The sequence below is a fragment of the Wenxinia marina DSM 24838 genome (assembly GCF_000379485.1).
In the GTDB taxonomy this organism is placed as follows: Bacteria; Pseudomonadota; Alphaproteobacteria; order Rhodobacterales; family Rhodobacteraceae; genus Wenxinia; species Wenxinia marina.
The window spans coordinates 62,049-85,571 of sequence record NZ_KB902284.1 but is presented as its reverse complement, the minus strand read 5'-3'; the positions used below and the strand labels follow the sequence as shown (position 1 = coordinate 85,571).

Here is a 23,523-nt window from a genome sequence, read left to right as displayed (position 1 = left end):
GGGCCGCGCGCGCGAATCGTGCGGCAATGCCGCCCGCACGATCCCGTGCCTCAACCCTCGACCATTGCCGGAAGGATCACCGTGAACCGGCTCCCCTGCCCCGGCTTGCTCTCGATCCGCAGGCGTCCGCGGTGGCGGTTCACGATGTGCTTCACGATGGCGAGGCCGAGGCCGGTGCCGCCGACCTCGCGGCCGCGATGCCCGTCGACGCGGTAGAACCGCTCGGTCAGGCGCGGGATGTGGTGCGCGGCGATCCCCTCGCCCTCGTCGCTGACGGTGACGCGTACGCCGTCGCCGCGCAGCGCGCTTTCGGGCCCGGGCAGGCCCAGCGTCACGGTCACGGTCCGGCCGCGGCCTCCGTACTTGATCGCGTTCTCGACAAGGTTCGTGACCACCTGCCGCAACTGGCCCTCGTCCCCCGGCACGAGCACCTCGCCCTCCGGCAGGTCGAGGGACAGCGTCACCTCGTCCGCCGACGCAACCGAGGCGAGCGTCTCGGCCACGCCTTGGATGAGCGCAGCCATGCCGACCGGGGTCCGCGGGCGCAGCCTCTCGTTCTCTTCCACCCGGCTGAGGGACAGCAGGTCCGCCACCAGCCGCGCCATCCGCCCCGCCTCGCGCTCCAGAAGCTCCAGGAATCGCCCGCTCGCCGCCGGGTCGCTTCGCGCGGGACCCTTGAGCGTCTCCACGAACCCGAGGACGGCGGTCAGCGGCGTCCGCAGCTCGTGGCTGACGTTCGCGACGAAGTCGCGGCGCATCCTGCCGGCCGACTCGAAATCGGTGATGTCCTCGAAGGTCAGCGCCACGCCCCGCCGCGGCCCCATCGGGAGCGGAGCGGCCACCGCCCGCCACGTCGCGTCGCCACCGCCGTCCCCGGCGAGGTAGCGCGCGGGGGCCGGCTCCTCGCCCCGGAGCGCCGCCTCGACGGCGTCGAGGACCGCGGGCTGGCGGATCGCGGTGATGTAGTGCCGCCCGACGCCGCCGCCGCCGAACAGGCGCTGCGCCGCGCGGTTCATCGCGACGATCCGCTCGTCCGGCCCGATCAGGAGGATCGGCTGTGGCAGCGCGGCCAGAAGGTGCTCGGGGTCGACGGAATGCATCGGGGAAGCCTTGGCACGGCGCTCCCGGCCGAGCAAGCGAGGGGCGCGGCGGGGTGCAACCGTCAGGCGCAGGGCAAGGGTCCGCTCCTGCGCTGCGGGTTGTCGGCCGAAGGCGATTGAGGTGTAGTGCCCGGGCGACGGCAAGGGTCGGTACGATGCAGCTGGCGACGATCGTGGACAGGTTCGGGCAGGTCTCCCGGCGGCCCCGCCTTCTGGTCGTCGGCACGCCGGACCAGTGGGCCGCTGCCGACATCGCGGACGCGGACCGCAACTGGCTGGCGCTGTGCCCCTTCGCCGATCTCGACACATGCACGCTGGACGAATGGAACCCCGACCTCGTCGTCTCGCACCTCCTCAGCGCGGAGTACGACGTGATCGAGGTGGCGCGGCGGTTGAACGAGCTGGGCTATGCCGGCTCCTACGTCGCGATCTGGCGGCGGGTCCCGAACCCGGCCGTCATCAAGGCCGAGGTCCGGCAGGTTGCGCCGGGACTGCCGTTCGAGGTGCTGGAGCTCAGCGACTGACCGCGGCCGCGGCCTCGACGGCCGCGCGGATCTCGCCGACCAGCAGCCCCGTCTCCTCGATGCCCACCGACACGCGGAAGAATCCTTCCGAGATGCCGAGCCTTTCGCGCGCTTCGGGCGTCAGCGCCCGGTGCGAGGACGAGGCGGGGTGCGACAGCGTCGTGCCCACGTCCCCCAGCGTCGGCGCGAAGGCGATCTCGGGCGCGGCGCGGGTGAAGGCGTTGGCGGCGGCGCGCCCGCCCTCCAGCTCGAACGATACCATGTTGCCGCCGCGCCCGCCGAACAGCGCCACCGCGCGGTTGTGGTCCGGATGGTCCGGCCGCGTCGGGTAGAGGACGCGCCGCACGCCCGGCATCCCGGCCAGCGCACCGGCCAGCTCCGCCGCGCGCGCCTCGGCCGCCTCCATCCGCAGGTGGAACGAGTGCAGGCCCCGCTCCGCCAGCCAGCAGTCGAAGGGCGACGGCGTGAGGCCCCAGGTGACCGCCGCCACCCGCATCTTCTCGGCCAGCGCCGGATCCTTCGCCGCCACCCAGCCCAGCGTCGCGTCGGAGTGGCCCGCGAGCAGTTTGGTGACGGAGTGGATGACGATGTGCGCCCCGTGGGCGAAGGGCCGGTACAGCGCGGGCGTGGTGAAGGTGTTGTCCACCACCAGCAGCACGCCTGCCTCCGCGGCGAGCGCGGCCAGCCCCTCCATGTCGGCGACACGGAGGGTCGGGTTCGACAGCACCTCGACCACGATCATCCGCGTTTCGGGCCGCAGCGCCGCGCGCATCGCCGCGATGTCCGACGGATCGGCGAGCGAGGTCGCGATGCCGAGCCGCGGCAGATCCTCGTTCATCATCCGCAGGGTGCGGCCATACAGCTGGTCGCCGCCGAGGACGTGATCGCCGGCCTTCAGCAGGCCCAGGAACACCGCCCCCACCGCCGCCATGCCCGACCCGACGACGAGGCCCGGCGCCTCGAAGAGATCCGGCGCGCCCTCCAGGTGGTCGATCTTCGCCGCCAGCACCTCGGCGTTCGGATGCCCCTCGCGGGCGTAGGTATAGCCGGTCCCGCCGGCGTACTGGGCGTCGAGCGCGTCCGGGTCGGGCGAGGCATAGACGACGGAGGGCGATAGCGGCGTCACCACCGGCCGCGAGGTCGATGTCGGCCAGGGCGTCCGGCGGATCAGCGAGCGGGGCGGCTTCATTCGCCTGCCAGCCCGTCGCGGTAACGACGCGCATTCTCCTGGTAGTGCAGCGCCGAGGCGCGCAGCCGCGCGATGGCGTCCTCGTCCAGCTGCCGCACCACCTTGCCCGGCGCGCCCATCACCAGGCTGCCGTCCGGGATCTGCTTGCCCTCGGTCACCAGCGCCCCTGCGCCGATCAGGCAGTCCCGCCCGATCACCGCGCCGTTCAGCACCGTGGCGCCCATCCCGATCAACGTGTTCTCCCCGATCTTGCAGCCGTGCAGCATCGCCTTGTGGCCGACGGTGCAGCCGGCGCCGACCGTCAGCGGATAGCCCATGTCGGTGTGCAGCACGCAGTTCTCCTGCACGTTCGACCCCTCGCCGATCACGATCGGCTCGTTGTCGCCTCGGATCGTGACGTTGAACCAGACCGAGGCGCCCGCCTCCAGGATCACCTTGCCGATGAGGTGGCTGCCCGGCGCGACCCAGGCCGTGGGGTCGATGCGGGGCGCGTCGCCGTCCAGCGAGTAGAGCATCAGCCCACCTCCTCGAATTCCTGCTGCAGCTTGGTCACGTGCAGGCCGACGCCCGGCTGGCGCGTCAGGCGCAGCCGCTCGGCCGTGACGATGGCGCGGAGGCGCTCCTGCGTCTCGGTCACGTCGTCGTTCACGAGGACGTAGTCGTAGCCCTTCCAGTGGCTGATCTCGTCCCAGCTCTTGGCCATGCGGGTCTCGATCACGTCGTCGCTGTCCTGCCCGCGCTGGATCAGCCGGCGGCGCAGCTCGCGGATCGAGGGCGGCAGGATAAAGATGGACAGGACGTTGTCGCGCAGGCTGGAGCGGGCGATCTGGTCGGCCCCCTGCCAGTCGATGTCGAAGAGCACGTCCTGCCCGATGGAGATCGACTTCTCCACCGGCTCGTGCGGGCTGCCGTAGTAGTTTCCGAAGACGCGCGCATGCTCCAGCATCTCGCCGTCCTTCACCATCCGGCGGAATTCCTCCTCGGTGACGAAGTAGTATTCCCGCCCGTCCTGCTCTCCGACGCGCGGGGCGCGCGTGGTGGCCGAGACGGAAAAGCGGATCGTCGGATCCCAGTCGCGCAAGCTGCGTGCGAGCGTCGACTTGCCCGCGCCCGAGGGCGAGGAGAGGATGATCAGAAGGCCCCGCCGCTCCACGCCGTCACTCCGCGTTCTGGATCTGCTCGCGCATCTGGTCGATGGCGGCCTTGAGGTCAAGGCCGACCCGGGTGAGCGCGACCGAGCCGGATTTCGAGCACAGGGTGTTGGCCTCGCGGTTGAACTCCTGCGCCAGGAAGTCCAACCGCCGCCCCGAGGGCGCGTCGTCCGCCACGATCTCGCGCGCCGCCGCGATGTGGGCGCGCAGGCGCTCGATCTCTTCCGTCACGTCCGCCTTCACCGCGATCAGCGCCAGCTCCTGCGCGATCCGGCCCTCGTCCACCTCGCGCACCTCGGCCGTCACCCGCGCCAGCGCCGCCACCAGCGCCGCCCGCGTCTCGGGCAAGCGCTCCTCCGCCCGGGCGGCGGCGTCCTCGGTCATCGCGGCGATCCGGTCCAGAAGGTCGGTCAGCACGCCCTCCAGCGCCCGACCCTCGCGGTCGCCCATGGCGCGGAACTCGGCCAGCAGCACGTCGAAATCGGCGAGCAGCTCCGCCACCAGCGCCCCGGCGTCCTCCGCCTCGGCGTTCTGCGTCCACTGCGCGACCCCGCGCAGCGACAGCACCTCGGCCGCCCCCGGCGGCGCCACCTCCACCCCTTGAGCCCGCGCCCGCTCGCCCACCTGCGCCAGCGCGGCGAGGGCGGCGTCCAGCGCCGCCTCGTCCACCACCGGCCGCGTGGGGCCGCTCTTCGTCTCCAATCGCAGCGACAGCGTGACGTTGCCCCGCGCCACCGCCGCACCCAGCCTCTCGCGCACCGCGGCCTCGAGCCCCGGAAGACCGTCGGGCAGCCGCAGCCGCAGGTCGAGCCCGCGGCCATTGACCGAGCGCAGCTCCCACGTCCAGGTCGCCTCGAGCGTCTGGCCCGCGCGGGCGGCGAAGGCGGTCATCGAACGGATCATCTGGCGGCCCTCCCTTGCCGGCCCCGGGGGCGCAGGAAAGGCGATTACGCGCCGCGGTTCAAGGCGGACGCGGCCCGCCGCGTTAACCGGCCGGCAACTTTGTCAAACACATGGCGGAAAGATGGCGCTAGCTTAACGGAACGTGAATCGTGTCCAGTGCCGGCGAGGTGAGAGAGATGATGGACAACAGCGGCCCCCTCGGCGACCCGCCCGACCCCAGCGGTGACAGCGCCGCCATCCGACACCTCCTCGACGAGCTCGAACGGTATTGGCAGCAGATCCGCCGCTCGGGCCGCCTGCCCGCCCGCACCGACGTCGACCCCGCGCAGATCGACGCCTGCCTGCCCCACTCCTTCATCGTGGAGCGCGTGGCGCCGGGCGTCCTGCGCCTGCGCGTCGCCGGCGCCCGCCTGTCCGACGCGCTGGGAATGGAGGTCCGAGGCATGCCGCTGTCCGCGCTGTTCCTGCCCGAGGGGCGCGACGTCCTGGCGGCGCGGATCGACGAGGTGTTCGACGGGCCGCGGATCATGGAGTTCCCGATCCACTCGCCCCGCGGCATCGGCCGGCCGCTGATGGCGGGCCGCCTCCTCGTCCTGCCCCTCCTCGACCGCGAGGGGCGCGTCACCCGCGCAATGGGCGCGATGATCACCGAGGGCGGGATCGGGCGCGGCGGGCGACGGTTCACGATTCCCGCGGGGGCCGAGATCCGCTCGGACGCGGTCGACGGACCGCTGCGGCCGATCGCGCCCGCGCCGGTGTTCGAGGCGGCGGAAGAGCCCGCGCCCTTCGAGATGCCCCGCGTCCGCCGCGTGGCCGACCGGCCCGGCCGCGGTCACCTCCGGCTGGTGGTGGACAACGGCTAGGTTCCCAGCCCTCTCAGGATCGCTTTCGCCGCGCGCCGGCCCGGCGGCTCCCCGCCCTGCCCCAGCGCCGTCATCGTCCGCGCCATCGCGGCCCGCTGAGGTCCGGGGTCGGTCAGAACGTCCAGCAGCGCCCGCGCCAGTGCCGGCGCGGTGCAGGCCTCGCCGATCAGTTCGGGCACGGTGTCGCTGTCGTCGACGATGTTGACGAGGCAGGCCCGGCGCGAGGTGACGAGGCGGCGCAGGATGAACCGGCTGAGGCGCGACGTGTCCCAGCCGATCGCCATCGGCGTGCCAGCCGCCGCCAGCTCCAGCGCGACGGTCCCCGATGCGGCGAGCGCCACGTCCGCCGCGCGGAACGCCGCCCGCTTGCGCGCGCCGTCCGGGTCGTCCTGCGGCAGGATCAGCACCGGCGCGGGTGTCCAGTCCGCCACCGCCGCCCGCACCAGTCCCTCGACCGGCGCCGCGACCGGCAGGACCACGCGCAGCCCCGGATGCGCCCGCGCGGCCTCGGCCAGCGCCGCGCCGAACCGGGGCGCGAGGCGGCTGACCTCGCCCGCCCGGCTGCCCGGCAGGGCGAGCACCAGCGGCGCCTCGCCGAGGCCCAGCTCGGCGCGCAGGGCCGCCGCCTCCTCCTCCGTCGCCTGCGGATCCGAGACGACGGGGTGGCCGACGAAGTCGCTGTCCATTCCCGCCGCCTGCATCAGCGGCGGCTCGAACGGAAAGAGCGCGAGGACATGGTCGATGTGGCGGGCCATCTTGGCGGCCCGTCCCGGACGCCACGCCCAGACGGTGGGCGCGACGTAGTGGACGGTCCGCAGGTCCGGCTGCGCGGCCTTCACCCGCTTCGCCACCCGCAGGCAGAAATCCGGCGCGTCGATGGTCAGCAGGACGTCCGGCCGCTCGTCCAGCACCGCCCGCACGGCCTGGTCGATCCGCTGGAACAGCAGAGGCAGACGCGGCAGCACCTCGGCCACGCCCATGACGGACAGGTCCGACATCGGGAACAGGCTCTCGAGACCGCGTTTCTCCATCTCGGGCCCGCCGACGCCGTGGAAGCGCACGCCCGGCGCCAGCGCCTGCAGCCCCGCCATCGCCGCGGCGCCGAGGCGGTCGCCCGAAGGCTCGCCCGCGATCACGAACACCTTCACGCCAACCGCTCCCGCACCCAGAGGAACAGTCCCGCGGCGTCGAGCGCGGCGAGCGTCGTCCCGAGGTCCAGCACCATCACGCCCTCCGCCTCGATCACCACGCCCGACAGTCCCGCCAGCGCCGCCGCCTCGGCGGTCCCGGGGCCGATCACCGGCAGGTCCGCCCGCCGCTCCTGCCGGGGCTTCGGCGCCTTGAAGAGGAGGCCGCCCGCCGCCTCGGGGCCCAGCGTGCGCAGCATCGCGTCCGTGCCGTCCGGCCCTTCGCGCGCCACCACCCGGCCACCCGCGACGACGCAGGCCTGGCCCTGGTCCCGCGCGCCCATCTCGGCCACCGCCGCCTCGCCGGCCAAGGCCGCCGCCCCGGCCTCCGCGCCCGGCGCGGCGCGCGTCGGGACCCCGGGCGGGGGCAGCAGGTCGGGCAGGATCTCGTGCGCGCCCACCACGGCGATGCCCCGCTCCTCGAGGATCGCGATCACCTCGCGCAGCGCGCCGTCGTCGCCCTGCCGGATCGCCCGCATCACCCGCGGCAGCAGCGGCAGGGTCGCACGGTCGAGGCGAAGCGGGTTCACCTTCGGCCGCCGCACCGCACCGGCGAGGCACATCCGGTCGACGCCCATCTCGCGCAGGCGCCGGATCGTGCCGCCCATCCGCTCCACCCGGAAGCGCACCCGCGGCAGGCCCGGTGGCACGTCGGGCGCGTGGCCCGCCAGTTCGCAGATCACCGGGGGCGTGCCGCGCTCGGCCAGCCGCCGGGCGAGTTCGGCCGGCAGGGCGCCCTCGCCGGCCACGAGCGCGATCATTCGCGGGGCGTCAGGAAGTGGCGGTCGCTCGCGGCCGAGACGAAGGCGCGCAGCTCGTCCACCAGGACGCTCTCGCCCGATGGAAGGCGCGCGGCGCGGTCGGCGAAACTGCCCTCGCCGTCCTTCAGCACGTCGTAGGCGCTGCGCATCGCGCCGATCTCGTCCCGCGACAGGCCCCGCCGCTTGAGCCCGACGAGGTTCAGCCCGTGCAGCGTCGCGCCGGGCCCGTCGACGAGGCCGTAGGGAATGACGTCCCGCGTCACCTTGGCGAGGCCGCCGACCATAGCGCCCTGCCCGATGCGCACCCACTGATGCACGCCGGCCAGGCCGCCGACGATGGCGCCGTCGCCAACCTGCACATGCCCGGCGAGGCCGGCGTTGTTCACGAGGATGACCCGGTTTCCGATCCGGCAGTCGTGCGCGACGTGGACGCCGCCCATGATGAGGCAGTCGGCGCCGATCTCGGTCAGCCCGCCGCCGCCCTCGGTGCCGATGTGGACCTGAGCGTGCTCGCGGATGATCGTGCGCGGGCCGATCGTCAGCCGCGTCGGCTCGCCGGCATATTTCAGGTCCTGCGGCACCTCGCCCACGACGGCGAACGGGAACACCATCGCGCCCTCGCCGAGGCGCGTCCGGCCGACAACGTAGGCGTGGGGCCGCAGCTCGACCCCTTCGGCGAGTTCGACGTGCGGGCCGACATAGGCAAAGGCGCCGACGCGGGTGCCTGCGCCGACCCGCGCGCCCTCCTCGACGACCGCGGACGGGTGGACGAGCGCCTCGGGGTGGACCCCCTCGCGGCTCATTTGGCGCTGGCGTCCAGCATCGCGGTGAACTCCGCCTCGGCGGCGAGCTCACCGCCCACCGTCGCCACGCCCCTGAACCGCCAGACCTTGCCCCCGGCGCGCCCGCGCACGGTCGTGATCTCCATCCGCAGCTGGTCGCCCGGGATCACCTTGCGGCGGAACTTGCATGCGTCGATCGCCATGAAGTAGATCAGCAGATTGCCGCCGCCGAGGCCGAGCGAGGTGCCGATCATCACTCCCGCAGTCTGCGCCATCGCCTCGACGATGGTGACGCCCGGCATGATCGGCGCGCCGGGGAAATGCCCCTGGAAGTGCGGCTCGTTCATCGTGACGTTCTTGATCCCGACGGCCGAGGCGGTGCCGTCGATGTCCTCCACCCGGTCGACCAGAAGGAACGGGTAGCGGTGCGGCAGGATGTGCTGGATCGCCTGGATGTCCGCCACGGTCGGCGTCGGGGCGTCAGAGCTCATGGCGGCGGTCCTTTCGCGGTGTCGCGGCGGCATAGCAACTCGCCCCCCGGCGGGCAAGCGCAGGGCGGTCAGTCGTCGGCTGCCTCGGCGCCGTCCGGCGGTGCGCTGTCCTGCTCCGCAGGTGCGGCGGGTCCGGGCGCAGGATCGGACCCGGTGTCCGGCGCAGGCGCCTCCGAGGCGCCATCGCCCACCTCGGCGTCGATGCGCTGGATCGCGCTGTCGGTGATGTCCACCAGCCCCACGCCGAGGAACACGTTCCGCCGGTCGAGGATCACCGCGGCCCCGGCGTCCAGCATCATCCGCCCGAGCACGGGCGTCGCCGCGGCGAAGAACGCGTCGCGCCCGGCCACCAGCCGGTCCTGCAAGGCCCGTTCCTTGGCATCCTGCTCGCGGCGGATCGTCTGGACCCGCTCGGCGAAGGCCTCGGCCTCGGCGCGGAACGCCTCGGGCTCCATCGTGGGCCGGCGGTCGGTGAGCGACTGCTCCTCGGCGGTCAGCTCGGCCTCGATCTGCCGGTTCTCGGCGGCGAGCGCTTCGGTGGCCGCGCGGATGTCCGCCGCCACCCGCTCGCCGAAGTCGCTGCCGGCATAGAGCCGCTCGAGGTCGATCGTCAGCACGGGGCTGCGCACCGGGCCCTGCAGCGGCAGGCTGTCCGTCACGCTCATCGTCGTCTGGTCCTGCGCCCGCGCCGGCAGGCCGGGCGCCCCCGCCAACAGCGCGGCGAGGGCGAGGGCGGACCGGACGGCCCGCCGCATCAGAACTGCGTCGCGATGGTGATGTCGAAGTTCCGGGTCTCGTCGAACTCTTCCGACTGCAGCGCCTCCGTGAAGTTGAAGCGCAGCGGGCCGAGCGGCGTGGTCCAGAACAGCGACGCCCCGACCACCGCACGCGGCGTGAAGTCGTTGTAGAGCACGTCGCCCTCGTCCAGGCCGCGCAGGTCGCCCACGTCCCAGACCGAGCCGTAATCGACGAAGACGCCGCCCGAGATGCCGTATTCCTCGGGCAGGCCCAGCGGGAACTCTGCCTCGAGACGGGCGACGGCGTACTTGTTGCCGCCGAGCGCGTCGAGCGTGTTCGCGTCGCGCGGGCCGATCCCGCGCGTGTCGAAGCCGCGCAGGTACCGGCTGCCGAGGAAGTAGCGGTCGGTCACCCGGCTCGCGCCGTCGTTGTAGTCCAGAAGACCGCCCTCGATCGTCGCCCGCAGGACCACGTCCTCGCGGAAGACCCGCGTCTCGGCGGTGGCGAGCGCGGTGGTGCGGATGTACTGCACGTCGCCGACGCCGAATTCCTGGCCGAAGCGCAGCAGGAACCGCGTGCTCTCGTCCAGCCCGTCGCGGCGGCTGTCCCACGAGTAGGAATAGCCGAGCGCCTGGGTCCAGATCCCGCCTTCCGCGGCCTCGGCCTGGATCAGCGGCGACGCCTCTTCGGAGACGTCGGTGATGTCCGTGTACTCGGTCGCGTAGAAGACCTGCAGCGAGCCGCGCTCGCTGATCGGGAACTGCAGCGACGGCGCGATGCGGAAGCTGTCGGTGTCGTAGAGCGCGCTGTCGTTGTCGGTCCGCCGGTACGCCAGGTCGAAGCCGAAGTTCAGGTCGCGGCCGAGGAAGTTCGGCTCGCCGAAGCCGAAGCTGAAGACCTGGCTGCGGCGGCCGGCGTTCAGCCGGAAGTCCAGGCTCTGGCCGCGGCCGAGGAAGTTTCGCTCGGAAAAGCTGGCGACGAGGGAGACGCCGTTGTCGCTGTTGTAGTTCGCCCCGAAGGACAGGCTGCCGGTCGGCCGCTCCTCGACGTCGACGTCCACCACGACCTGGTCCTCGGACGACCCCGGTCGGGTGTCCACCTGCACGTCGGCGAAGTAGCCGAGGGCCCGGATCCGGTTCGCGCTCTCGCGGATCGCCCGCGGGTTCAGGGGGTCGCCCTCAACCGTGCGGAACTGCGCCCGGATGACGCGGTCGAGCGTGGTGTTGTTGCCCTCGATGTCGATCCGCTCGACGAAGATCCGCTCGCCCCGGACCAGCGTGTAGGTGATGTCGAGCGTGCCGCTCGCCGGGTTGCGGGTGATCCGCGGATCGACGCGCACGAAATCGATGCCCTGCCGGACCGCCAGCCGCTCCAGCCGCTCCACGTTGTTGTCGACGATGTCGGGCGAGTAGACGGCGCCCTCCTGCGGCCGCAGCTCGGCGGCGTAGTCGGCGATGTTCGCCTCGGGCACCTCGGTCGCCACGTCGACCCTGCCGATCCGGTACTGCTGGCCCTCGTTCACGTTGAAGGTGATGAGGTAGGCGTCGCGCTCGCGCGTCAGCTGGACGTCGACGCTCTGCACCTCCATGTCGGCGTAGCCGCGGCTGCGGTAGAAGTCGGTCAGCACCTGCTGATCGAAGTCGAGCCGCTGGGGGTCGAACGTGTCGCGCTGGATCAGCGCCCGCAGCAGGCCCGCCTGCTTGGTCTCGAGCACGCCGCGCAGGCGCCCGTCCGAGAAGGCCCGGTTGCCGACGAAGCTGACCCGTTCGATCTCGGAGACCGCGCCCTCGAAGATCTCGAAGACCAGGTCGACCTGGTTGCCGTCGCGCGGGATGATGACCGGACGGACGGTCGCGTTGATGCGGCCCTGCACGGCATAGGCCTCGGTGATCGCGGCGGCGTCGGCCTCGGCGCGGGTGGGGCTGTAGACCCGCCGCTCGATCGACGAAATGGCGGCGGCCAGCTGCTCGTCCCCGAGCCGGGCGTTCCCTTCGAAGTTGATGCGCGCGATCGTGGGGTATTCGGCCACCTGCACGACGAGCGTGCCGCCCTGCGGGATCACGTCGACCTCGGCGAAGAGGCCGGTCTCGCGCAGGCGCTGCGCGGCGGCGTTGATCTGTCCGCCCGACACCGCCTCGCCCCGGCCGATGCCGAGGTAGGTCAGAATCGTGCCGTCCTCGATCAGCTGGTTGCCCTCGATCCGGACGCTGGAAAAGCTGTAGGACTGCGCCGCGGCGGCCCCCGCCCAGATCGTCGCGGCGACCACGATGGCGCTTCGCGCCACCCGCTGCGCGAGGCCGCGGCCCCGCCCGTCGTCCTGTGCCATTTTCACTGCCCGTCCAAGACAACCCCGTTGCTTTTCGAGTACCGGGATTGGGGGGCCTTGTCAAAGCGCCGGACCGGTCCGGCGACGCCGCCCGGACGGCGGGCGCTTTCAGCCGCCGACCCAGGCCGAGAAGGCGAGCGATCCGAACAGCACCGCGAGCGCCACGAAACGATCCCAGTTCAGACGCATCAGGAGCGTCAGGCCTTTGCTGTTCTCTGCGAGCGTCTGCATTGCCGGATCCGCGGTCAGGTGGTCGGAATGGCCGCTAGCATGTCCGGAAATTCTGGCGATTCTTGGGCGCGCTGCCCTTGCCGGATCCAGGGCCTCAGGGACACAGGAACAGGTCGTTCGCCAGTGCGAACACCATCAGCGTCAGCACCACGGCGAGGCCCGCCGCCATCAGCACCCGCAGCGCACCGTCCGACGGCATCCGCCCCGTGATCCCCTCCCACAGGTGGAACATCAGGTGCCCGCCATCGAGAACCGGGATCGGAAAGAGGTTCAGGAATCCGACGGCGGTGGAGATGACGGCGAGGAACCACAGGAAGCTGACGGTTCCCTGGCTCGCCATCGCGCCGGAGGTTTCGGCGATGCCGACAGGGCCGCTGAGGTTGCAGGTCGAGATCGCGCCCGTCACCACGTGCCACAGGCCGGACAGCGACGAGGTGATGATGAACCACACCTGCGCCACCCCGCCCCACAGCGCCTGCAGGAGGCTTGGGCTTTCAGTCGCGGGGGTGAAGAACAGGTCCGAGGTCGCGCCGAGGAGCCAGCGCGTCTCGAAGCCCCCTTCTGGCAGCGGCAGGTCCGCCCGCCGCGGCGCGACCGAAACGTCGAACGTTTCGCCGTCCCGCCAGATCGCGAGGTCGAGCGTGCGCCCCTCCGAGGCGACGACGGCGTCGTAGATCTGCTGGAACGACCAGATCTCGCGGCCGTCGATCGCGGTGACGATGTCCCCGGAGCGGAGGCCTGCATCCATCGCGGCCGAATTGGGGGTGATCGAGGCGAGGATCGGCAGGACCGGATAGGGCGCCTCGACAACCGTCTCCGCTCCGTCGCGGCGCACGCGGTAGTCCAGCACCTCGCTATGGGGCAGATCCTCGGGCAGGAGGCCGTCCTCCAGCTCCACCCCGCCGACGGCGAGGATCTCGTCCCCCGGCTGCAGGCCGACCTCGTACCGCTCCGGCAGCGCGCGGATCTCGGCGACCGTCATCGGCACCGTGGGGCGGCCCGCGCTCATCAGCAGCGCGGCGAAGATCAGGAACGAGAACAGGAAGTTGAAGACCGGTCCTGCCGCGACGGTGGCCGCCCGCGCCCAGAGCGGCGCCCCCAGCATCGTGTTCCGCGCCCCGCCCCGCGCCCCGCCGACGCTCGCCGGGTTGGCGTCGCCGAGGAACTTCACGTAGCCGCCGAACGGCAGCGCGGCGAACTGCCAGCGGGTCCCGCGCCGGTCCACCCGGCTGAACAGCACCGGCCCGAAGCCGAGGCTGAACACCTCGGCGTCGATTCCCGACCAGCGGCCGACGATGTAGTGCCCGTATTCGTGCACCGCGACGATGATCGAGATCGCGACGATGAACGCGATGAGCGTGAAGGCGAGGTTGCCGAAGGACGGCAGGAACTGGATCAGGTCCACGGTCGGGCGTCGCTCCTAGGTCGTTTCAGCCGGCGGCCAGGGCCGCCGCGGCCTCGTTGGCGCGGGCCCTGGCCAGCGCGTCCGTTTCAAGAACCGTATCTAGGGACAGAGCGGCATTTTGCAGCCCGTCCCGCGATGACATCGTGGTCAGCACCTCGGCGACGATGGAGGCCATGTCGGTGAAGCGCACGCGCCGCGCGAGGAACAGGTCGAGCGCCGCCTCCTTGGCCGCGTTGAAGGCCGCCCCGGCCGCGCCGCCCATCGCCATCACCTCGCGCGCCAGCCCGAGCGCCGGCCAGCGCGCAGGATCGGGCGCGGCGAAGGTCAGCTGCCCGACCTTCGCGAGGTCGAGCCGCGCGACAGGCAGGTCGCGCCGGTCCGGCCAGTTCAGCGCGTAGCCGATCGCGTGGCGCATGTCGGGGGCGCCAAGATGCGCCATCAGCGCCCCGTCGCGGAAGCCCACGAGCGCGTGAACCAGGCTCTCGGGATGGATCACGGCCTCGATCCGCTCGGGCGCGATGCCGAAGAACTCCTTCGTCTCGATGAGTTCGAGGGCCTTGTTGAACATCGAGGCGGAATCGATGGTGATCCGCTGGCCCATGTCCCAGTTCGGGTGCGTGGCCGCCTCCTCCGGCGTCGCACGGGCCAGCCGCTCCAGCGGCCAGTCGCGGAAGGCGCCGCCCGAGGCGGTAATGACGACCCGCTCCACCGCCGCCGGGTCCTCGCCCGTCAGCGCCTGGAACACCGCCGAATGTTCGCTGTCCACCGGCAGGATCGTCGCGCCGTGCACCTTCGCCTCGGCCATGACGAGCGGCCCGGCGCAGACCAGCGTCTCCTTGTTGGCGAGCGCGACCGTGGTCCCCTGCCGCAGCGCCGCGAGGCCCGGCACGAGACCCGCGCTGCCGACGATGGCGCTGACCACCCGATCCGCGGGCTCCTCCGCCGCCTCGGCCAACGCCGCCGCCCCGGCCCGCGCCTCGACGCCCGACCCGGCCAGCGCGTCCCGCAGCTCGCCCAGCAGGCCGTCGTGGCAGGTCACCGCCACCTGCGCCCGCAGCCGCCGGGCGTCCGCCGCCAGCCGCTCCACGTTCCGCCCGCCGGTCAGGGCCACGACCTCGAAACGCCCGGGCTCGCGTCCGATCAGGTCCAGCGTGCTCTGCCCGACCGATCCGGTCGCGCCGAGAACCGTCACCCGCATCAGAACGACACCCCGGGCACGTCGATCAGCGCAGTCACGAAGAGGAGGAACAGCGATGCGCCGAGCAGCGCGTCGAACCGGTCGAACAGGCCGCCGTGGCCCGGGATCAGCGTGGAGCTGTCCTTGACGCCCATGCGTCGCTTCAGTGCGCTCTCGGCGATATCGCCCATCTGGCCCGAAAACGACAGCAGCACCGACAGCGGGATGATCGCCGGCCCGGTGCGGACGTAGTACCAGTCGAACAGCGCCCCCACGATCGCCGCCGCGACCCAGCCGGCGACGGTGCCGGACCACGTCTTCTTGGGGCTGACCCGCGGCCAGAATTTCGGCCCGCCGAAGGTGCGACCGGCGAAGTATCCGAACACGTCGGTCACCATGATGATGAGGACCATCCAGACCAGCCAGGTGAAGCCGAAGCCGTCGCGGAACATTACGAGGCCCCAACCCGCGATCTGGATGCCGAGGGCGAAGACGAAGAAGGTCAGCCGCTCTCGCCGGATCGCGATGGTGCCGATCACCGGCGCGACGAGGAAGAACAGCAGCGCCGAGGGATCGTCGAACGTCATCATCCCCGACATGACCGACGCGACGAGCGCGGCCATCAGCATGCCGGAGGTCGGGCGCCCCGGCTCGATCATCATCCACAGTTCCCAGACCATGACCGCCGCGGCGAACACGGCGAGCATCTGGAACCAGGCGCCGCCCATGACGATGGCGGCGAGGCCGACGGCACCGAGGATCGCGCCCGAGATCAGGCGGGGAGACAGGTCGGACCAGCGGCCCGGGTCGGGCGCGGCCGTCACCGGATCAGGCCTTCACCGCCCCGAAGCGGCGGTCGCGCGCGGCGAACCCCGCCAGGACGCGGGCAAACTCGTCCCGGGTGAAGTCGGGCCACAGCGTGTCGATGAACTCGTACTCGGCGTAGGCCGACTGCCAAAGCAGGAAGTTGCTGATCCGCGCCTCGCCGCTGGTCCGGATGACGAGGTCCGGATCGGGCAGCACGCGGGTGTCGAGGAAGCGGGCCAGCGTCTCGGCGTCGACGTCCTTGGGGGTCAGGCGCCCCTGTTCGATCTCGTAGGCGAGGCGCTGGGCGGCGCGGGTCACCTCGTCGCGGCCGCCGTAGTTGATCGCGATGGTCAGGTGGACGAGGTCGTTGCCGGAGGTCAGCAGCTCCAGCTCGTCCATCAACGTGACGAGTTTCGGCTCCAGCTTGAGCCGGTCGCCGATGAAGCGGACGCGGACGCCGGAGTCGAACAGGGCCCGCGCCTCGCGCTCGATGTAGCGGCGGAAGAGGCTCATCAGGCCCGCCACCTCGGCCTGGGTGCGCTTCCAGTTCTCGGTCGAGAAGGCGAAGATCGTCAGGTACTTGACGCCGAGATCGGGGCAGGCCTCGACGATGTCGCGGACGCGCTTGGCGCCGGCCTGGTGGCCGAACAGTCGGGGCCGGCCGCGGCGCTGCGCCCAGCGGCCGTTGCCGTCCATGATGATCGCCACGTGCTCGGGCCCGTGGCGTGTCTCGATCCGTTCGTCCCGGGCCATGAGGCCTCCTCACTCGTTCCTGCTCGGGCCGCCCTGTACGCGGCGGCCGCCCCGGCGCGTCCTCAGACCTGCATGATCTCCGCCTGCTTGGTCTCCAGCTGCGCATCCACCTTCTTGATGTAGCTGTCGGTCAGCTCCTGCACCTCGGATTCCCAGAATTTCTGGTCGTCCTCGCTGACGGAGCCGTCGGACTTCGCCTTCTTGATCTGGTCCATGCCGTCGCGGCGCAGGTTGCGGATCGCGACCCGGGCCCGTTCCGCATAATCGCCGGCGACTTTGGTCAGATCGCGGCGCCGCTCCTCGTTCAACTCGGGGATCGGCAGCATGATGATGGTGCCGTTGAGCTGCGGGTTGATGCCGAGCCCGCTCTCGCGGATGGCCTTCTCGACCTTGCCGACGAGGCCCTTGTCCCAGACGTTGATCGTGACCATCCGCGGCTCGGGGACGTTCACGGTGCCGACCTGGTTGATCGGCGTCATGCTGCCGTAGGCCTCCACCTGGATCGGCTCGAGCATCGAGGCCGAGGCGCGGCCGGTCCGCAGGGACGCCAGTTCGGTCCTGAGGTTCGCGATGGCGCCGTCCATCCGGCGCGTGAGGTCGTCGGTGTCCAGCTCGAAGTCGTCTGCCATGTCTGCCCGTTCGGTCGTGTCTCTTGCCGGCCAGAGGCCCGGCCGGGGGTCGCATCCCTATATCGCCGACCGGCCCGGCTGTATAGGCCGGGCCGCGTGCAGCGGGTGTGCAGGATGCGGGCGCGTGCAGTGCGGCCGCCCGCGCGCCGATGCCTCACACGAGGAGCGGATCGCCGGCGAAGGTGATGTCGGAGAGGTCGTCGACCCCCCACACGACGATCCTGTCGCCGTCCCCTTCCAGCGTCAGCTCGACCTTCAGCCGGCTTTCACGGACCCGCCCGATCTCGGCCCCGCCGAGGTCGATGACGTCGTCGCCGAGCCCGTAGTCCAGGATCGTCAGCCGGTCCTTCTGGCCGTCCTCCGCCAGCGCCGCCGAGAACACGAACGTGTCGTCCCCGAACCCGCCCGAGACCTTGTCGTTGCGCCCGCCCGAGGCGACGATGGTGTCGTCCCCGAAACCGCCGAACACGAGGTCGTTGCCGATGCCATCGGCGATGACGTCGTTGCCGGACCCGCCGAAGATGTCGTCGTTGCCTCGGCCGCCGCCGATCCTGTCGGCGCCGCCCAGTCCGAGGATGATGTCGTTGCCGCCGCGGCCCTCGATCCGGTCGCGGTCTCCGGTCCCGTACAGCCTGTCGCGGCCTCCGGTGCCGGCGATCATGTTGAACACCGACTCCAGATCGAAGGCGACGAGGATCGGGTCGTGGTCCGAGTAGCGCGACGACGAACCGCCGTCGTAGAGGTCCGGATCGCGCCCGAATTCGAGGTTGTAGTCGAGGGCGTCGGCCTCGTCCGCGTTGATGTGCCACTCGGTGGCGCCGACGAAATCGTCGGCCAGCGCATCGTTCGCGAACGCGTAGTCGAGCGTGCCCGTCTGGCCGTCGAAGACGTAGGAATAGGCGTCCGGATCGTCCAGCAGGCCAAGGTTCGCGTAGCCCGCATCCTCGATCACCTCGATCGGCTGCTCCCGGGCGTAGGCGTTGAAGTCGCCGAGGACGAGCGTGCGCTCGGCGCCCTGCCCCGTCGGGTCGGAGGCGAGCCACTCGGTCAGGGCCTCGGCCGCGGCGGTCCGGGTCGCGTTGGACGCCCCCGCCCCGTCGCTGATGTCGGCGTCGCCCTCGCCGCCCGCGTCGGAGCCCTTGGACTTGAGGTGATTGACCGACACGTTCAGCATCTGCCCGGTCTCGATGTCCTCGAAGGTCTGGGTGATGGCGGCGCGGTTGCGGTCCTGCCCGGTGTTCAGCGGGTCGAGGAAGGCGGCGCTGTCGAGGATCGCCATGTCGCCCACCGGCACCACCCGGTCGGTGCGAAAGAGCAGCGCGGTGGCGATGGCATCGGTGCCGACGAACTCCTGCCCCGGATCGGCGAAGGCGTACACCTCGGCCCCGGCCAGGTCGTTGAGCGCCTCGACGAGGGCCGCGGCCGCGATCCCGCGGTCGCCCTGCGCCGACTGATCGCCCGGCGCGACGCCTCCGTCGAGGAAGTCGTTCTCGATCTCCAGAAGACCCATCACGTCGACGTCCATCTCGTGGATGGCGGAGGCGAGCTTGGCCAGCTGGCGGTCGTACTCGTCCGTCGGACCGACGCCCTCGACGGCGTTCTGCGGGTTGGTGTCGGCACCCCGCGGTTCCTGCTGCTGTCCGTCGGGACCGACGTCGTCATCCGGCGTGTCGGGAAAGACGTCGAGCGTGGTGAAGAAGTTCAGCACGTTGATGCTGGCGGCGCGGAAGTTGCCGCCCAGCTCTTCGGGCGTCTCGGGGCGGGGGTTGGCGTCGCCGTACTCGCCCGTGGGCACCTGGATGCGGAACTCGTCGAACTGGTAGCCCAGCACGCCGGTCAGCGCGGTCTGCGTGTCGCCCATCCGGAACGTGTCGTCCGAGCTGAGGGCGTAGTCGTTCCCGTCGACGACCCGCAACGTCTCGGGATTCTGCACGGACTGCCCGTCGTCGATCCAGAGAGAGCCCCTCGCGACGTCCCGGAGATGCGCGTCGTAGCCCTCGACGGAGGGGGCGTTGTTCTGCGTGAACTGCTCGTAGCGCTGGTCGGCGACGACGTAGTTGCCGTAGCGGTCGAGGTCGAACAGCTCGGTCACCACCATCGACTGCGGCACGTCGATGAGCATCCCCTCGTAAGCTTCGAGGTTCGCGACATAATTCCCGCCGTCGTCGATCATGACGTTCGCGACCGGAAACTCGACGGCGACCGAGGTCGGCAGCGCGTTGCCGCTGGAAAGCACCTCGACCACGACGTCGCTGATCTGCGTCTGGCCGAAGTTCTCGCCCACGGTGCCGGTCACGCGGACCTGATCGCCCACCGCCACGTCGACCCGGCTCGTCGAGGTGCCGTCGTAGACGAAGATGCCCTCGGATGTCGCGACCGAGTCGTCCGCGTCGCTGTCCTCTTCCTGCAGGTAGAAGCCGTCGAAATCGCCCATCGAGCCCAGCAGCCCGTGCTGGAAGTCGGCGGTCACGATGGCCGTCACCGTCACCCGCTCACCGAACAGGGGGCTGACGTCGTCGATCCCGGTCACCGCGCCGTCGCCGGTTCCGACGTCGCCCTGGACCTCGTGGATCATCGCCAGCACCGGCTCCACCGGCGGCGGCGGCGTCACGTTGGCGGCGCCGGGCGTGCCCTTGTCGCCGTCTCCGAACATCGCGGTCGAAACCGACCAGTTCGCGGCGTCGGAATTGTCGAGCGCGGGATCGTCCAGCGCCATCGAGGCGCCTGCCGGGTCGGGGAAGGCCGGACCGCCGTCGTACTCGACCCGGTCGCGTTCGATCCCCTCGGCGTCGGTCAGCACGATCTCGTCATCGGAATTTGCGAGCGCGATCGAACCGTAGACGTAGTCCACGGCGACGCCGCCATTGGTCGCGGTATCGCCGTTGCGGCCGAGCACGGCGTACGCGCCGGGCGCCACGACGAGATCGCCGGCGATCACGTGGGAATCGCTGCCGTTGTCCGAGATGGTCCAGCCCGAGAGGTTCACCGAGGCGCTGCCGGCGTTGTGGATCTCGAACCACTCGCCGTTGTCGTCGGACACGGCGCTGGGATTCTGCAGGATCTCGGTGATGACGATCTGCGGCTCCGGCGCCGGTCCGCTGCCGCCGGTGAACGTGTGACGGCCGAGATCCGAGATGTCGTCCTGCGGCAGGACGATCCACTCGGCCGAGGTGTCGAACGGATCGGAGGGGTCGCTGTCGCCCGACGCCACGATCTCGCTGCGGATGAGCGTCTGGTTTGCCGAGTTGCCGTCCGGCCACTCAGAGCCGGGATCGACGCCGACCTGACCGAACGCGTCGATCACCGTAGTGCCCCGCCGGAGCACGACCGCATCGTCGCCGTTGAAGTTTATGACGGACCCGCTGATCTGATCCGCTTGGGCGAGGATCTCGGCCGAGGCGCCGGAATGGGCCAGGACGTGGACTTCGCCGTCGGCGAGCGTGCCCTCCAGCTGCACCGACTGGCTGACCGAGGAACTGCCGTTCGAATAGAGCTCGAGGGTGTAGAGCGACAGGTCGATCGTCGCGCCGGTCCCGTTGAAGATTTCGATGGCCTTGTTGAGGCCGGATCCCTCGATGTATTCCGAGATGATCAGATCGGTCGCCGGCATGGTGTGATCTCCCTGCTGCCTGTCTCGCGTCGCCTTGTTCTGGAACATGGCTTGCGTAACGCGCACGCGACGTCAGGTCCTGTTGACCCGAGGTCAGCAGGTTCGGATCGGCGGATTTCGACCAGTTGGTCAAAAATCGGCGGCCGGTGCCCTATCCGTGGACGGTGGTGAAAGTGCCTTCGCCCGCGAGGATTCCCTTGAACCCGCCCGGCTCGTCCAGCGAGAAGACGATGATCGGCAGGTCGTTGTCGCGGGCGAGCGCGATGGCGCTGGCGTCCATCACGCCGAGGTTCTTCGTCAAAACCTCGTTGTAGGTGACCCGATCGTAGCGCCGGGCGTCCGGGAACTTCTTGGGATCCTTGTCGTAGACGCCGTCGACCTTGGTGCCCTTGAAGATCGCCTCGCAGCTCATCTCGTTGGCGCGCAGCGTCGCGGCGGTGTCGGTGGTGAAGTACGGGTTGCCGGTGCCGGCGGCGAAGATGCAGACCCGCTTCTTCTCGAGGTGCCGGACGGCGCGGCGGCGGATGTAGGGCTCGCACACCTGATCCATCGGGATCGCGCTGATGACGCGGGTGTAGACGCCCAGGTCCTCCAGCGAGGATTGCATGGCGAGCGCGTTCATCACCGTCGCCAGCATCCCCATGTAATCGGCCGTCGTGCGCTCCATCCCCTGCGCGCTGCCGGCCAGCCCGCGAAAGATGTTGCCGCCGCCGATCACCATGCAGATCTCGACGCCGAGGTCGTGCACGCTCTTCACCTCGCGGGCGATGCGCTGGACGGTGGGCGGATGCAGGCCGTAGCCCTGGTCGCCCATCAGCGCCTCGCCCGAGATCTTCAGCAGGACCCGCCGGAACCTCGTCTGTGCGTCGTTCATCGCGTCCCCCTGTTTGCCCGGCGCGGAAAATGTCGGAAAAGGCCGGGGGGTTCAATGCGGGGGGCGCATGGAAGCGGCGGAAATCGACCGCTGGATCGACGGGCTGCCGGAGGGGCGGCCGGTGCTGATCGCCGGGCCGACGGCGAGCGGCAAGTCGGCGCTTGCGCTCAGGATCGCCGAACGGGCCGGCGGCACGGTGGTGAACGCCGACGCGCTGCAGGTCTTCGCCGGATGGGAGGTGCTGACGGCCCAGCCCTCCGCGGCGGACCGCGCACGCGCGCCCCATGCGCTGTACGGCCACCTGCCCCATGACGCGCCCTACTCCGTCGGCCACTGGCTGCGCGAAGTGCGCCCTCTTCTGGACGGCGGCAGCCGGCCCATCGTGGTCGGCGGCACCGGCCTCTACCTCTCGGCTCTGACCGAGGGCCTTGCCGAGATCCCGCCCGTCCCCGCGGAGGTCCGGGCCGAGGCGGACGCCCTGCCCCTGCCCGCCCTCGTCGCCGGTCTCGATGCCCGCACCGCGGGCGGGATCGACCTGGCCAATCGCGCCCGCGTGCAGCGGGCGTGGGAGGTGCGCCGCGCCACCGGCCGCGGTCTTGCCGAGTGGCAGGCCGAGACGCCGCCGCCGCTGCTGCCACCGGAGGCGGCCGAGCGGCTGGTACTCGGCGCGCCAAAGGACTGGCTGGAGCCGCGGCTCGTCCGCCGGTTCGACGCGATGCTGTCCGGCGGCGCGCTGGACGAGGCGCGGGCGATGCGGCCGCGATGGGACCCTGCACTCCTGTCGTCGAAAGCCATCGGCGCGCGCGAGCTGATCGCTTTCCTGGGCGGCGAGACGACCCTCGAGGACGCCCGCGAGTCCGCGCTGATCCAGACCCGCCGCTATGCCAAGCGGCAGCGGACGTGGTTCCGCGCCCGCATGGGCGACTGGCGCCGCGTCGACTTATCCACAGCCTGATCCCCAGCTTTTCGCGTTTCGTCCCGATTTTGGCCATTGTCACACGGGCAGATGCCCCGCGACACTTGCACTTATCGAACGAGACGCAGCCGTCCGGGGGGACAGACATGCACACCACCGACCGGCTGGGCCTCCAGCCGCTCTCGATGAACGCGTCCCAGGGCCGCTGGCGGACCGAGGCGATGCGCGCCCACGCCACCCCGCGGCTGATGCTGTTCCACAAGGGACAGGGCCGGATCACCGTGAACGGCCTCACCCGCGGCTACGGCCCCAACAACATGATCTTCATCCCGGCCCGCACGATGTACGGCTACGAGCTGGGGCCGACGTCGCACGGGGTTATGGTGACGATCCCCGACGCCATGGCGCGCGAATGGCCGGAGGAGGCGGTGCACCTGCGCCTGCGCGACGTCGCCACCCAGAAGGAAGCGGCGCAGATCATCGACCAGATGGAGCGCGAGCTGCGCTCGCCCCGTCCGGGCGCGGCCCGCGCCGCGCACTACCACCTCGGCCTCCTCGCGGTGTTCTACCAGCGCCAGCTGGAGGAACATCCCGAGACCGCCACCGACGCCCGCGAGCAGAGCGCGGCCGCCCGCCTCGTCGCGGCCTATTCCGACCTGATCGAGCGCGACTTCCGCCGCCAGCCGGCCATCGCCGGCCTCGCCCGATCCCTCGGCGTGACGCCCACCCATCTCAGCCGCGCCTGCCGGCAGACCTGCGGCCGCTCGGCCCACGCGCTGCTCAACGACCGGATCCTGTTCGAGGCGCGCACGCTGCTGCGCGAGACCCGCACGCCGGTCCAGAAGATCGCCGCCGACCTCGGCTACGGCTCGGCCGCCTATTTCACCCGCTCGTTCCAGAAGGCCACGGGCCAGACGCCGACAGGTTTCCGCCGCGAGGATGCGGGCCGGCGCTCTTGAACCAGAGGGCCGTTATCAACCTTTCGTTTGACCTCGCGGCCCAAAAATTGCGGAATGTGCCCGGAGAGGGAGACGAAAAGGGTTCACGGACGTCGCGCAGACGACGCCGCCATGACGGGACCTGACCGCCGACGGGCAACGGTCCGG

23 protein-coding genes are annotated in these 23,523 nt (G+C 71.1%); 4 read left to right on the top strand and 19 right to left on the bottom strand.

Annotated features, from left to right (window positions below):
* Positions 1 to 50: 50 nt before the first annotated feature.
* Positions 51 to 1,100 carry a sensor histidine kinase gene (locus A37W_RS0107765; RefSeq protein WP_018302464.1) on the bottom strand — a complete coding sequence of 350 codons (1,050 nt, stop codon included), beginning with the start codon at positions 1,098 to 1,100 and terminating at the stop codon, positions 51 to 53.
* A 155-nt stretch (positions 1,101 to 1,255) separates the two neighbouring features.
* Here A37W_RS0107765 and A37W_RS0107760 point away from each other — a divergent pair, with 155 nt between their 5' ends.
* The gene (locus A37W_RS0107760; protein WP_018302463.1) at positions 1,256 to 1,624 is read left to right on the top strand and encodes a hypothetical protein; all 369 of its coding nucleotides are present in this window, start codon (positions 1,256 to 1,258) and stop codon (positions 1,622 to 1,624) included.
* Here A37W_RS0107760 and A37W_RS0107755 read toward each other — a convergent pair.
* Genes A37W_RS0107755 through A37W_RS0107740 form a run of 4 tightly spaced genes read right to left on the bottom strand, consistent with a single transcriptional unit; the run spans position 1,614 to position 4,867 of the window.
* The gene (locus A37W_RS0107755) at positions 1,614 to 2,813 is read right to left on the bottom strand and encodes a trans-sulfuration enzyme family protein (RefSeq protein WP_018302462.1); all 1,200 of its coding nucleotides are present in this window, start codon (positions 2,811 to 2,813) and stop codon (positions 1,614 to 1,616) included. The genes A37W_RS0107760 and A37W_RS0107755 overlap by 11 nt on opposite strands.
* Positions 2,810 to 3,328, bottom strand: a complete 519-nt coding sequence (locus tag A37W_RS0107750) for a gamma carbonic anhydrase family protein (protein ID WP_018302461.1) — start codon at positions 3,326 to 3,328, stop codon at positions 2,810 to 2,812. The genes A37W_RS0107755 and A37W_RS0107750 overlap by 4 nt, the downstream gene beginning before the upstream one ends.
* Complete coding sequence (gene gmk / locus A37W_RS0107745; RefSeq protein WP_018302460.1) at positions 3,328 to 3,966, bottom strand: guanylate kinase; 639 nt, start codon at positions 3,964 to 3,966, stop codon at positions 3,328 to 3,330. Before gmk ends, A37W_RS0107750 begins: the two co-directional genes overlap by 1 nt.
* A 4-nt stretch (positions 3,967 to 3,970) precedes the next feature.
* On the bottom strand, positions 3,971 to 4,867 hold the full coding sequence (locus A37W_RS0107740; protein WP_018302459.1) for a YicC/YloC family endoribonuclease: 897 nt from the start codon (positions 4,865 to 4,867) through the stop codon (positions 3,971 to 3,973).
* Between the two features lie 176 nt (positions 4,868 to 5,043).
* Between A37W_RS0107740 and A37W_RS21225 the strand changes: the two genes are divergently transcribed.
* On the top strand, positions 5,044 to 5,730 hold the full coding sequence (locus A37W_RS21225) for a PAS domain-containing protein (protein WP_053057477.1): 687 nt from the start codon (positions 5,044 to 5,046) through the stop codon (positions 5,728 to 5,730).
* Here A37W_RS21225 and lpxB read toward each other — a convergent pair.
* The 14 genes from lpxB to pyrH all read right to left on the bottom strand — a co-directional run bounded on the left by lpxB (position 5,727) and on the right by pyrH (position 21,501).
* Entirely contained in the window at positions 5,727 to 6,878 is a 1,152-nt protein-coding gene (lpxB, locus tag A37W_RS0107730; protein WP_018302457.1) for a lipid-A-disaccharide synthase, read from the bottom strand. The two genes, A37W_RS21225 and lpxB, sit on opposite strands and share 4 nt — an antisense overlap.
* Positions 6,875 to 7,678: an LpxI family protein gene (locus A37W_RS0107725; RefSeq protein WP_018302456.1), complete on the bottom strand. Its 804-nt coding sequence runs from the start codon at positions 7,676 to 7,678 to the stop codon at positions 6,875 to 6,877. Before A37W_RS0107725 ends, lpxB begins: the two co-directional genes overlap by 4 nt.
* Positions 7,675 to 8,481, bottom strand: a complete 807-nt coding sequence (gene lpxA / locus A37W_RS0107720) for an acyl-ACP--UDP-N-acetylglucosamine O-acyltransferase (protein ID WP_018302455.1) — start codon at positions 8,479 to 8,481, stop codon at positions 7,675 to 7,677. Before lpxA ends, A37W_RS0107725 begins: the two co-directional genes overlap by 4 nt.
* A complete protein-coding gene (gene fabZ / locus A37W_RS0107715) occupies positions 8,478 to 8,951 on the bottom strand; it encodes a 3-hydroxyacyl-ACP dehydratase FabZ (RefSeq protein WP_018302454.1) in 474 nt (157 codons plus the stop codon). The genes lpxA and fabZ overlap by 4 nt, the downstream gene beginning before the upstream one ends.
* Positions 8,952 to 9,019: 68 nt before the next feature.
* The gene (locus A37W_RS21220) at positions 9,020 to 9,706 is read right to left on the bottom strand and encodes an OmpH/Skp family outer membrane protein (RefSeq protein WP_018302453.1); all 687 of its coding nucleotides are present in this window, start codon (positions 9,704 to 9,706) and stop codon (positions 9,020 to 9,022) included.
* Positions 9,706 to 12,015, bottom strand: a complete 2,310-nt coding sequence (gene bamA, locus A37W_RS0107705) for an outer membrane protein assembly factor BamA (RefSeq protein ID WP_018302452.1) — start codon at positions 12,013 to 12,015, stop codon at positions 9,706 to 9,708. Before bamA ends, A37W_RS21220 begins: the two co-directional genes overlap by 1 nt.
* Before the next feature lie 108 nt (positions 12,016 to 12,123).
* Entirely contained in the window at positions 12,124 to 12,246 is a 123-nt protein-coding gene (locus A37W_RS24525) for a hypothetical protein (RefSeq protein ID WP_018302451.1), read from the bottom strand.
* A gap of 94 nt (positions 12,247 to 12,340) precedes the next feature.
* Positions 12,341 to 13,651 (bottom strand): RIP metalloprotease RseP, encoded by a 1,311-nt coding sequence (gene rseP, locus A37W_RS0107695; protein WP_018302450.1) that lies wholly within the window; start codon positions 13,649 to 13,651, stop codon positions 12,341 to 12,343.
* 25 nt (positions 13,652 to 13,676) lie between these two features.
* On the bottom strand, positions 13,677 to 14,849 hold the full coding sequence (gene dxr, locus A37W_RS0107690; protein ID WP_018302449.1) for a 1-deoxy-D-xylulose-5-phosphate reductoisomerase: 1,173 nt from the start codon (positions 14,847 to 14,849) through the stop codon (positions 13,677 to 13,679).
* Positions 14,849 to 15,652, bottom strand: a complete 804-nt coding sequence (locus A37W_RS0107685; RefSeq protein ID WP_018302448.1) for a phosphatidate cytidylyltransferase — start codon at positions 15,650 to 15,652, stop codon at positions 14,849 to 14,851. Before A37W_RS0107685 ends, dxr begins: the two co-directional genes overlap by 1 nt.
* 4 nt (positions 15,653 to 15,656) lie before the next feature.
* On the bottom strand, positions 15,657 to 16,388 hold the full coding sequence (gene uppS / locus A37W_RS0107680) for a polyprenyl diphosphate synthase (RefSeq protein WP_018302447.1): 732 nt from the start codon (positions 16,386 to 16,388) through the stop codon (positions 15,657 to 15,659).
* A 62-nt stretch (positions 16,389 to 16,450) separates the two neighbouring features.
* Positions 16,451 to 17,017, bottom strand: a complete 567-nt coding sequence (frr, locus tag A37W_RS0107675; protein ID WP_018302446.1) for a ribosome recycling factor — start codon at positions 17,015 to 17,017, stop codon at positions 16,451 to 16,453.
* A gap of 154 nt (positions 17,018 to 17,171) precedes the next feature.
* Positions 17,172 to 20,627 carry an ExeM/NucH family extracellular endonuclease gene (locus A37W_RS22750; protein WP_169337572.1) on the bottom strand — a complete coding sequence of 1,152 codons (3,456 nt, stop codon included), beginning with the start codon at positions 20,625 to 20,627 and terminating at the stop codon, positions 17,172 to 17,174.
* Positions 20,628 to 20,778: 151 nt separating this feature from the next.
* Positions 20,779 to 21,501 carry a UMP kinase gene (pyrH, locus tag A37W_RS0107665; protein WP_018302444.1) on the bottom strand — a complete coding sequence of 241 codons (723 nt, stop codon included), beginning with the start codon at positions 21,499 to 21,501 and terminating at the stop codon, positions 20,779 to 20,781.
* A gap of 67 nt (positions 21,502 to 21,568) precedes the next feature.
* On the opposite strand from pyrH, the gene miaA reads away from it, so the two are divergent.
* Together miaA and A37W_RS0107655 are read left to right on the top strand one after the other, a co-directional pair.
* Positions 21,569 to 22,456 (top strand): tRNA (adenosine(37)-N6)-dimethylallyltransferase MiaA, encoded by an 888-nt coding sequence (miaA, locus tag A37W_RS0107660; RefSeq protein WP_018302443.1) that lies wholly within the window; start codon positions 21,569 to 21,571, stop codon positions 22,454 to 22,456.
* A 107-nt stretch (positions 22,457 to 22,563) separates the two neighbouring features.
* Positions 22,564 to 23,376 (top strand): helix-turn-helix transcriptional regulator, encoded by an 813-nt coding sequence (locus tag A37W_RS0107655; protein WP_018302442.1) that lies wholly within the window; start codon positions 22,564 to 22,566, stop codon positions 23,374 to 23,376.
* Positions 23,377 to 23,523 lie beyond the last annotated feature (147 nt).